This window comes from Methylobacterium sp. P1-11 (genome assembly GCF_008329595.1).
GTDB lineage: Bacteria > Pseudomonadota > Alphaproteobacteria > Rhizobiales > Beijerinckiaceae > Methylobacterium.
On the sequence record NZ_NPKS01000071.1, the window covers coordinates 1 to 7,684 of the forward strand.

Genomic DNA, 7,684 nt, shown 5'->3' on the forward strand with positions numbered 1-7,684 from the left:
CGCCGCGGGGATCGGATCCCGCGCGTTGACTGGCCGACACAGGGTTCCCGCGGCGTCCCGCGTCCCTCGTGATCTCCCGGGCCATGCCCCCGGCGCCAACGGCGCGCGGGGACGATGACGCGTGTCCAGGGCTATTCCCTCATCCTGAGGGGGCCGCTGGCGCGGGCTCCTCAGGATAAGGAGGGGGTGGGGTCGGTGTTCCTCACGCCACCGGTCCTCAGGCCGGCAGCGGCTCCCGCGGCTCGGTGTGGTCGAAGAGCCGGGGCGGCGCGATCTCGTCCCGGGCGCCCATCCGGGCGACGAGATGATCGGCGACCCGCAGGGCGTTGGCGATGATCGTCAGCGTCGGGTTCACGGCGCCGATCGACGGGAAGAAGCTGGCGTCGGTCACGTAGAGGTTGCTCAGCTCGTGTGCCTTGCAATTCGGATCGAGCACCGACGTCTTCGGATCCTCGCCGAATCGCAGGGTCCCCGCCTGATGGGCCGTGCCGCCGATCGGGACGTTCTTGCCGAGGTAGAGCGAGCGGTCGAACAGGTGCGGGTGGATGTCGGTGAAGCTGCAGATCTCGCGCAGCTTCTGCCGGAGCCGCTTGTGGGCCTCCACATTCGTCTCCGTGAGATCGAGATGGACCTTGCCGTCCCTGTAGAAGACCCTGTTCTGCGGCAGCGGCAGATCCTCCGAGGTCAGCCAGAAATCGACGGAGTGCTTGGCGATCCAGTCGAACGGCTTGTCGGGGAACCATTGCAGGAAGCCCGGCAGGCCCTCGCCGTGGATCTGGGCTCCGTCCGACTTGCCGACCATCTGGATGTGGCCGAGGGGGAAATCCCAGCCGTCCTTCGGGTCCGGATCGCCGAAGTAGAAGTCGTTGAGGCCGAGCGTCTTCTGGAACCGGGTCGGGTTCGGCACCTTAGAGATCGCCAGCACCGTCGAATTGTTGTGGCGCATGTAGTTGCGCCCGACCTGGTCCGACCCGTTGGCGAGGCCGTTCGGATGCCGGTCGCTGGCCGAGCGCAGCAGCAGCAGCGCCGAGGAGAGGGCGCCGCAGGCCACCACCACGATGTCGGCCGAGGCCTCGAAGGGCGCGCCGTCGCGGGTGCCGACCACGCCCGTCACGCTGCGGCCGGAGGCGTTGGTGACGAGGCGCTCGACATAGGTGCGGGTGAGCAGCGTCAGGTTCGGGCAATCGCGCAGGGCCGGATCCACCACCATGGTCTGGGCGTCGGACTTGCCGTTGGTGGGGCAGGGGAAGCCGTCGAAGGATTCGCACTTGATGCAGGGCGAGGTCGGCACCGCACGGCCGTCCTTCTCCACCAGCCGCACGCCCACCGGCAGGTGGAACGGGTGGTGACCGGCCTGCTTCAGGTTGTCGAACAGCTCCTGGATCCGCGGCTCGTGCGCCACCGGCGGATGGACGTAGGGCTTCGTCGACCAGGGCTCGGTCGGGTCCTCGCCGCGAAGGCCGTGGACGTGGAACAGCTCCTCGGCGGCCTGATAATACGGCTCGAAGACGTCGTAGCCGACGGGCCAGGCCGGCGCGACGCCGTCCTGGTGGCGGATCTCGGAGAAGTCCTTCTCGCGGAGGCGGAAGAGAATCGAGCCGTAGAACTTCGAGTTCCCACCGACATAGTAGTGAAGGCCTGGGTGGAAGCTCTTGCCGTCGGAGGAGTACCACGTCTCCTTGGCCTGGTAGTAGCCGTCGACGATCACCGCCTGGCTGTCCCAGTTCCGCGGCTCGCGCAGCAGGTAATCGCCGCGCTCGATCAGCAGGATGCGCTTGCCGGTCTGGGCGAGGCGCCACGCCATCGTGCCGCCGCCGGGACCGGACCCGACAATGATGACGTCATAGTGATCACCGGGCATGTACCGTCTCCGTCCGGGCCTTCGCCCTGGCAGGCAACTCGCGAGCCGCTTTTCGGATCACCTCACGGTGCAGTTAAGCTCGTGCCCCGTCGCGGACTCCGCGAAGTCCGCAACCGGCGGTTAAGGCCCTTTCCCAACGCCGCCTTCAGCTTCGGCTGCGATGCTGCGGCGGACCGGCCAGACGCCGGGGAGGCCGGAATGATCGACACGATGGCGCCTGTCCTGGCGCTCCTGACAGCCGCCCTGCTGGCCTTCGGCCTCTGGCGCCTGCTCGGAACGCGGCGCGCCGAGCGCGAGGCCGAGCGGCTGCAGGACCGCATCTGGCGGATCAGCGAGAGCGAGGACCGCTACCGCGCCCTGGTGGCCGCTACCACCGAAATCATCGTCCAGCGTGATGCCCGCGGGCGCATCACCTACGCCAACGAGGATTTCGCCCGTCTGCTCGGCCGCGAACCGATCGCACTGATCGGCTCCCAGGACGATCTCGAGATCCTCGACCGGAATGCCGTGGAGATCGGGCCGGACGGGGTCCGCCGCCTGGAGGCGCAGGTCCGGACGGCGGACGGCCGGGCGCGCTGGTTCGCCTTCGTGGAGATGCCGGTGGCCCATGGCGACGCGACGCACTGGCTGCGCGCGGGCCGGGACGTGACCACGCGGGTCGAGGCGATCCGCAGCCGCGACGCGGCCTTGGAGCGGGCCGAGGCGGCGAGCGTCGCGAAATCCCGCTTCCTGGCGACGGTGAGCCACGAGATGCGGACGCCGCTCAACGGCATCCTGGGCATGGCCGACCTCGTGCTCGGGACCGAGCTGAACCCTGAGCAGCGCACCTATGTGGAAGCGGTGCGAACCAGCGGTCAGGCCCTGCTCGGCCTCATCGACGGCGTCCTCGACTTCTCGCGTATCGAGGCCGGGCGCCTCGACCTCGCGGCCGAGCCCTTCGATCTGCCGGCCCTCTCCGAGGGGATCGTCGAGCTGCTGGCGCCCCGGGCCCAGGACAAGGGGATCGAGATTGCCCTCGACGTGGCCGAGGACTTCCCGGCCGCAATCCTGGGCGATGCCGACCGGGTGCGGCAGATCCTGATCAACCTCGCCGGCAACGCCATCAAGTTCACCGAGCGCGGCGGCGTCGGCGTCAGCCTGAGCTTTGCGCGGGCTGAAACCGGCGGCGAGGTCGTACTTGCGGTGGCGGATACCGGCCCGGGCATCCCGGAGGACAGGCTGCCGATCCTGTTCGAGGAGTTCGAGCAGGGCGATGGCAGCGCGAGCCGCAGCCATGAAGGCACCGGGCTGGGGCTCGCCATCACGCGGCGGCTCGTGACCCGCATGGGCGGGCGGATCGAGGCGGAATCGCGCCTCGGGCGGGGCTCGACCTTCCGGGTGCTGCTGCCGCTGGCCGAGGTCGCGGCGGCCGAGGGCGGCGAACGCGCGCCGCTGCCGGCTCTCGCGGCGCAACGTTGCCTGATCGTCGCCGACTCGCCGTTCCAGGCGCCGTACCTCGCCCGCAGCCTGTCGCGGGCCGGGGCTGCCACCGTAATCGTCGACAGCCTGGATTCGGGCCTCGACGCCCTGTCGGGCGCGGCCTTCGACGTGGTGCTGGCCGACCGGGCGCTGGGCGACGCGGCGGTGCGGCAGATCGCGGATGCGGCGCGTGCCTGCGGCGTGCGCACCAGCCTCGTACTTCTCTCGCCGTTCGACCGGCGCGGCTTCGGCGCCCCAGGGGCGGCGGGCTTCGACGGCTACCTGATCAAGCCGGTCCGGCCGCGCTCCCTGTTCGAGCGCCTGCTCGCGTCGTCGGGTTCGGTCGAGGCCGCGACCGCCCCGCCGGCAGTGCCGACGCGCGTCGGCGGCGGCCTCCGGATCCTGCTGGCGGAGGACAACCCGATCAACGCCCTGCTGGCGACCCGGGCCCTGGAGCGCCTCGGCGCGACGGTGGTCCACGCCGTCGACGGCCTCGAGGCCCTCGCCCGGCTGGAGACCGACGGCCCCTTCGACCTCGCGCTGATCGACGTGCGGATGCCCCGCCTCGACGGGCACGAGACCGCCCGTCGGATCCGCGCCGCCGAAGCGGACGGCGCGCACCGGCTCCACCTCGTCGCGCTGACCGCGAATGCCGGCCGGGAGGACGAGGTCGCCGCCCGGGCAGCCGGCTTCGACGGGTTCCTGGCCAAGCCGCTCAATCTGAAGCTGCTCCCGCCGCTCCTGGAGCGCCAATCCGCGCGGGCCGCCTGAGCGCGCGTTGACAGGGGGGCGGGTCCCGCGCCAACAGGAAGCCCATGTCGACAGTCCGCCCTCCGTCGCCCGCATCGCGCTCGTCGAGCGGCGCGCTTGCCGCCTGGGGCACCGCTATCCTCGTGATCGCCACCGTGCTCATCGGCGCCCTGGCGCCCGCGCGTCACGGGGCACCGGCGCGCTCGGCGGCGGAGGACCCGGCCTGCCTCGAATGGAGCGACGGCTGCACGGTCTGCCGGCGCCTGGCGGAGGGCCCGGCCTGCTCGCTGCCCGGCATCGCCTGCCAGCCCGGCGCGCTGCAATGCCTTCACCGGCGCGAGGGGTGATACGACGGTACAGCCCGTGACCTCCGAGACGCCGGTGCTGCGCTTCGCACCGAGCCCGAACGGGCGGCTGCACCTCGGCCATGCCTACTCGGCGCTGCTCAACGCGGACCTCGCCGCCCGGATGGGCGGCCTCTGCCGCCTTCGGATCGAGGATATCGATCCCGCACGCTCGAAGCCGGACTACGTCGACGGGATCGTCACCGACCTCGCCTGGCTCGGGCTGACCTATCCCGAACCGGTGCGGCACCAGTCCCGGCACATGGAGGCCTACCGGGCCGTCCTCGACGGGCTGATCGGCCGCGGACTCGCCTATCCCTGCTTCTGCTCGCGCGGGGAGATCCGGGCACGCATCGCCTCCGGCAGTGAGAGCCCCTGCGATCCGGACGGCGTGCCGGTCTATCCCGGCACCTGCCGCGAGCTGGGTTCGGCGGCGTCGGCGGATCGGATCGCCCGGGGCGACCCGCATACCTGGCGGCTCGACATGGCGGCCGCCCTGCGCCGCGCCGGTCCGACGCACGAATACGTCGCCTCCGACGAGGCCGGCGCGCATCAGGTCGCGGCGAACCCGGCACGCTGGGGGGACGCGGTGATCGCCCGGCGCGACGTGCCGACGAGCTATCATCTCGCTGTGGTCCACGACGACGCGGTGGAGGGGATCACCTATGTCGTGCGCGGCCGCGACCTGGAGGCGGCGACCGACCTGCACGTGCTCCTGCAGGCCCTGCTGGGCGTCGCGACGCCGCGATACCGCCACCACCCGCTGCTGCTCGACGCCGGGGGCGAGAAGCTGTCCAAGTCGCGCGGCTCGCAATCCCTCGCCGACCTTCGGCGGGCCGGTACGACGCCGGCGGAGATCCGCGCACGGCTCGGCTTCGCTTGAAGGACGGCCTCAGCGGACCGCAGCGTCGCGCTGGGCCAGGGCCGTGGCGCTCTTCGACTTCTGCATGGTGATGTCGATCTGCTCACGCTGGCGCTTGAACTCGGCGAGCAGTCGCCCGTCGAGTTCCCGGCCGCGGGGCACACGGATCTTCATCGGATCGACGAAGTGGCCATTGATGATCACCTCATAGTGGAGGTGTGCGCCGGTCGACAGGCCGGTCGAGCCGACATAGCCGACGATCTGACCCTGCCGGACCTTGACACCCTCGCGGATGCCGCGGCCGAACCGCGACATATGATTGTAGGTCGTCACGTAGCCATTGACGTGTTGAAGCTCGACCCGGTTGCCGTAGCCCGAGGTCATCTCGGCGCGGATCACCACGCCGTTGCCGGCCGCCATGATCGGTGTGCCGATCGGGTTCGACCAGTCGACACCTGTGTGCAGCTTGGCGTAGCCCAGCACCGGGTGACGCCGGTAGCCGAAGCCGGACCGCATGATCCCGTCGGCGATGGGCTTGCGCAGCAGGAACTTCTTCAGGGAGCGGCCCTGTTCATCGAGATAGTCGATCGTCCCATCGTCCGGGGACTGGAAGCGGTAGACCTTGCGGGTCTCGCCGCCGAGCGTCAGCCCGGCGTAGAGGAGGTCCGGCCGATCCGCGCCGGCTTCGTCGTCGTAGGTGTAGAACACGTCGAGCCCGTCGCCGCTGCCGATGCGACGCTGAAAGTCGAGGTCGTAGCTGAAGACGCGGACAATATCCTCGACAGTGGCTCGCGGCAGATCGTGGCGCGCCGCCGTCTCGTACAGGCTTTGGTACAGGCGCGGCCCTGAGCCGGAATCCTCGTCGTCTTCCTCGCCGCTCCCCGCCTGAGACTGCCCCTTGGGGGAGGGGGTCTCCTCGGTGGGGGGGGCCACCGACACGAAGGCGCCCCGGTCGTTCAACGCGGCGATCCCCTCGATCCCGTTCTCACCGTAGAGGACCACACGGGTGACTTGGCGCGGGTCGCCTGGATGGGGACCGGGCGCGACCTGGACGCGCATCGGCTGGCCTTCGGCAAGGGCGGTAGTGCGGGCCTTGCCGCCGAGCGCTCCGACGATGCCGCGGATTGCGTCTTCGCCCGCGAAGCCGGTGGCCTTGAGCGTGGTCTCGAGGGTCTCGCCGCGTTTCAGCGCGAGGTCGCGCTCCTCCACGAGGGGTGCCTCGTTGGCCTTCAGCTCGACCTTGGCGACCTTGGTGACGTTCTCCGGGACGACGAGAACTTCGATCGACTTGAACGGGTTCGCGTCCTTCGGCGCCGATCCGTCGCCGTCCGCGGCCGTTCCCTGCTGGAGCGTGCGCGACAGCATGATCTGCGGTGCGATCGGAATGGCGGCGCGGCGGCCCGCTTCGGCGGCGATGCGACGCTCCTCCTCGACCTGCGCCGTGACGTCGTCATCGGTGAGCGCGGGTGCGTTGGCGTCGACAACGGCATCGGCGAGATCTCGCTTAACCACCGTCACCTCGGCGCCCGGAGCATCAGCGGAGGCGTCGGGCGCGCGCTCCAGAGGCTCGTCGGACACGAATTTCATGGGATCGAAGCGGGGCGGCTCGCTCGCGTAGATACCGGTCGTCATTGACAGGGGAGTAGTCAGCCGCACGAAGGCTTTGGCCTTGATGATCTCGCGATCCCCGAGGCGGACTGTGACGGGCGCCCGGAAGCTCTGCTTGGCCGATGCGATCATCAGGTTGCGCACCAGCCGGTCGCCTTTGCGCGCGATGTTGGCGCCGCTCTCACTCGGCTGAGGCCGGGGCATAACTGTCACCTTCTCGGGGATGGCCGCGAAGGAGACGTCGCCCTGAAGGGACACATGGAGGGCCGCAGCGATCAGGCCGGCACCGGTCAGGCCCGTGAGGCTGCTGGCGCAGAGCCAACGCAGGTTTACCGCCCGCCGGTCGATCTGCGTCGCGGTCGCGCCGAGATGATCGAGAGGTTCCTGCACCCCACGCCGCGAGGAGCGGGCGGCTACGTCGCCGATCTTGAGTCGCTCGCGCTTCACTCGAAGGCCCTGAGAAGACGGTGGCGAACGGGCGTCCCCGCAAAACTCGGGGTGCAAAGGCCGGATTCAACCCGACCGGAAGCACCATCTACGCCCGGCGAAATCATCTCTCGACCCAGCGTGTCGAGATTGAGGCGCCTCGCAGCTGAGCGCCGCTCTCGCATGAAGAACGCCGACATCGCTCGCGAGCCGGGGATCTAGCAAGGGCGCCGAGCTGGCGCGAAAAAGGGAGTTGACGGGCGAATCTTCGGGTTCTATACCCCGGTTCATCGGCGCCGGCCGCGGAAGTGGACCGGGCGCTGAGCCATCTTCTGACAAGCGGCGGGACTGGCCGGCGAAGTAGCCGGGTGGTCT

Annotated in this window: 5 protein-coding genes; 3 read left to right on the forward strand and 2 right to left on the reverse strand. The window is 70.1% G+C overall.

All coding sequences use genetic code 11. The annotated features are described in order from the left end of the window. Window positions 1-217: 217 nt before the first annotated feature. Entirely contained in the window at window positions 218-1,861 is a 1,644-nt protein-coding gene (locus CIW48_RS32545; protein ID WP_149314468.1) for a GMC family oxidoreductase, read from the reverse strand. A 198-nt stretch (window positions 1,862-2,059) separates the two neighbouring features. Between CIW48_RS32545 and CIW48_RS32550 the strand changes: the two genes are divergently transcribed. From CIW48_RS32550 to gluQRS, 3 genes are read left to right on the forward strand one after another with little or no spacing between them, the layout of a single operon-like run. Continuing rightward, window positions 2,060-4,090 carry an ATP-binding protein gene (locus CIW48_RS32550; protein ID WP_149314469.1) on the forward strand — a complete coding sequence of 677 codons (2,031 nt, stop codon included), beginning with the start codon at window positions 2,060-2,062 and terminating at the stop codon, window positions 4,088-4,090. 44 nt (window positions 4,091-4,134) lie between these two features. Next, the gene (locus CIW48_RS32555) at window positions 4,135-4,416 is read left to right on the forward strand and encodes a hypothetical protein (protein WP_149314470.1); all 282 of its coding nucleotides are present in this window, start codon (window positions 4,135-4,137) and stop codon (window positions 4,414-4,416) included. A 16-nt stretch (window positions 4,417-4,432) separates the two neighbouring features. After that, complete coding sequence (gluQRS, locus tag CIW48_RS32560; protein ID WP_246695526.1) at window positions 4,433-5,296, forward strand: tRNA glutamyl-Q(34) synthetase GluQRS; 864 nt, start codon at window positions 4,433-4,435, stop codon at window positions 5,294-5,296. A gap of 9 nt (window positions 5,297-5,305) precedes the next feature. On the opposite strand, the gene CIW48_RS32565 is transcribed toward gluQRS, so the two are convergent. Then, window positions 5,306-7,330 carry a M23 family metallopeptidase gene (locus CIW48_RS32565; protein WP_149314471.1) on the reverse strand — a complete coding sequence of 675 codons (2,025 nt, stop codon included), beginning with the start codon at window positions 7,328-7,330 and terminating at the stop codon, window positions 5,306-5,308. Window positions 7,331-7,684: the final 354 nt, after the last annotated feature.